This is a genomic window from Clostridium sp. CF012 (genome assembly GCF_018861755.1).
In the GTDB taxonomy this organism is placed as follows: Bacteria; Bacillota; Clostridia; order Clostridiales; family Clostridiaceae; genus Clostridium_AD.
Genome location: NZ_JAHLEF010000079.1, coordinates 1 through 2,364, shown reverse-complemented (window position 1 = coordinate 2,364; position 2,364 = coordinate 1). Strand labels below are relative to the sequence as shown.

Sequence of the window (2,364 nt, the reverse complement as noted above, 5' to 3'; positions counted from 1 at the left end):
TGGATTTTTGAGCTTATGCCCTGCCATCCAGTATTTCGTTTAATAGTAATTGACATATTATTATCTCCTTTCTTAGAACCGTTCTGCTCCATAATTGAAATTGGTTACTTCACATTATTTTACAAGTTTGACACAACTCTTCAACTGAAAAACGCCTTAAGATATCCTTGATATGCCTTACACCTATCAAGTTTTTCACATCTTTTGGAGTGTGTTCATAAAAAAGCCATGACAAACAATTAATATATTACTGCTTAATTCATTATTTATACTATCTAAAAACTCATTCGCTCGTCCTTGAGTATCTTTTTTACTTTCTATTTGAGATTTATGATGAAAAAGCCAAGCAATTCTCCCACTTATACACCAAAATACATAAGGAAGTTTTATATTAGTGTTAAATACTGGTGCTATAGGCACTTCTCTTAACAATTGTGTTTTTATTATTTCTCCTGTAAAAATAGATTTTGAAGTTTTAGTAGCTCTTGATAAATCACTTGAAAAGCATTTGTGCCATATTATGTTTCCTATTTCAAATTTATTTTCTATAATATCACTATTATCATACCGTTTTACCCATTGTTTAAAATCATCTGATGTCATAAACGTCTTTGCATAACAATTAACTTTAAAATGTCTAACTAATCCTATATTCATTTTTCCTCCTCTGTTGTTCCCCAAGATTCAATGAAACTTTCATCATCCTCATAAAATATTTTCGGTATTTTACTTATCTTTATTTTATTTGCAGTAACCAATTATCGGAAAATTAGACTTGTAACTACAAATGCAACAATAGCAATAACCACTATTTTATCTATTCCCACATCACTTCCCCCTCCAATAATCATAAACTAGTTTGGTTCCTACTTCACTTCGGAACTTTAACAAATGTTATGCAATACTTTAATCCCTCATAGTCTTCACCTACTTATACCATTAAATTCAATAGTTTCCCATTTTACCAAAACATTGTTTATGTATGGTGGTGGCGGCCGCACCTAACTATATTGTCCAGCTTAAAAAAAATGTTCAAATTACATGGAAACTTTCCGTTGTAAAGGTTATCACTTCTAGGAATATGGAAAATATATCTCAGCGCATTAGCAGTCGCAGCCTAATATATGCAAATAAAACAAGTTTTTACGGTTAAATAATTGATTTCATTGGTACAACAAAATACAATGTTGCAGTAGTCACAAACCTTTAAGTAACTATACTGTTTTAAATAGATCTTCAAGATAGGTAAATGTATTCGCAAATTCTCCTATTTCTATCGACGATTGAATCTGACTTGGAGTTGCCCATTTTGCTCCGCATACTTCTTCTGGTTGATAAATAACTTCTGTAATATCTACTTCTTCTTTGAACAGCCACACATCTACAAAATCTGGAGAGTCATGGTGTTGTCTTTTTAATCTAAATAGATATTTCCCATTCGTAGGAGATAAACCAATACTGATTTCTTCCTTCACTTCTCTTAATACAGCTCTCAAACTATCCTCACCAACAATTGCTGAACCACAAGTTGTTTCCCACATATTTGTCAATATTGTCTTGTTGGGTGTACGTTTTGTAATTAAAAATTCTCCATTTCTATTTTTTATCCATACATGTACCACGAGATGATATTCATCTTGTCCCATAGGTTTTCCACGTTCACCAGTTTTGCCGGTTTTATTCCCATTTCCATCGAGTATATCCCAAAGTTCCATTTAAAGACCTCCATTGTAATTAATCTTCACCGTTTTCTACGAGTGTTCCACAGTTAAAGAATAATTTGTCATTAATTATTTTTCTTTTTTATAATTATACCTTATACGTCCTATTCTCAATATCAGCATATATTGTTACTTTGCTATAATCACTAATAATATTCTTGAGTTCAGGTATGATTTTTTTATTATACCTTGTCCCCAATATTTCTTACCTATAGAGTATCCTACATCACAACAAATATCATTTTTCTTAATTATAAATAAACCAATTGAACCTATAGGTTCATCACTTTCTTTAAATACAATAGCCCATATATAAAAAGATAATCTATTTACCCTTATACTCTTTAGTAAATAGAAATGGTAGGAATACAATAGTGCAAAAGATTAAACTTAGTATTAAGTCCTTTAGTGAAATTGGCTTACCATAGGCACTACTGGCATCAATAAAAATACTGTTATTAATTAAATGAATAATTATAACTGACCAAAGGTTTCTAGTTTTCATATAGACAAATCCAAAGAAAATACTAATCAAAATACAATAGCCAATATGAGATATTACACAATAAATAGGGGTGGATGGACTGTATAGCATAAAACAAAGTGGTAAATGCCATATCCCCCATATAAATCCTAATATAAT

General features: G+C 30.6%; 4 protein-coding genes. All 4 read right to left on the bottom strand.

Going from position 1 to position 2,364, the window contains the following annotated elements; all coding sequences use genetic code 11:
* Window positions 1-195: 195 nt before the first annotated feature.
* Entirely contained in the window at window positions 196-657 is a 462-nt protein-coding gene (locus tag KPL50_RS26250) for a phosphoglycerate mutase family protein (protein WP_216301425.1), read from the bottom strand.
* Between the two features lie 557 nt (window positions 658-1,214).
* Entirely contained in the window at window positions 1,215-1,715 is a 501-nt protein-coding gene (locus KPL50_RS26245; RefSeq protein WP_216301424.1) for an NUDIX domain-containing protein, read from the bottom strand.
* Window positions 1,716-1,850: 135 nt separating this feature from the next.
* Window positions 1,851-2,093: a GNAT family N-acetyltransferase gene (locus KPL50_RS28065; protein WP_216301423.1), complete on the bottom strand. Its 243-nt coding sequence runs from the start codon at window positions 2,091-2,093 to the stop codon at window positions 1,851-1,853.
* The coding region (locus tag KPL50_RS26235; protein WP_216301422.1) for a CPBP family intramembrane glutamic endopeptidase at window positions 2,047-2,364 on the bottom strand (318 nt) is incomplete at its 5' end. The genes KPL50_RS28065 and KPL50_RS26235, both read right to left, overlap by 47 nt.